The organism is Mycobacterium persicum, from assembly GCF_002086675.1.
Classification (GTDB): domain Bacteria; phylum Actinomycetota; class Actinomycetes; order Mycobacteriales; family Mycobacteriaceae; genus Mycobacterium; species Mycobacterium persicum.
Map to the genome: position 1 here is coordinate 1 of NZ_MVIF01000354.1, position 257 is coordinate 257.

1 protein-coding gene is annotated in these 257 nt (G+C 79.8%); it reads left to right on the forward strand.

The features are described 5' to 3' along the window. The coding region (locus BST40_RS33720; RefSeq protein WP_208618977.1) for a hypothetical protein at positions 1–257 on the forward strand (257 nt) is incomplete at both ends.

Here is a 257-nt window from a genome sequence, read left to right on the forward strand (position 1 = left end):
GGCTCCACTGTTGGTGCTGATGGCACCGCCGGCAACGGCGGCACCGGCGGCGTGGGCGGCACCGGCGGCAAGGGCGCCAACAACACGACCGTCGCCGGCGCCGGCGCCACCGGCGGCACCGGCGGCCGAGGCGGCAACGGCGGCCAGGGCGGCACCGGCGGCAACGCCGGCAACGCCTTCACCGGCACCGCCGGCACCCAAGGCGCCGGCGGCCAAGGCGGCACCGGCGGCCAAGGCGGTGCTGGGGGTCAAGGCGG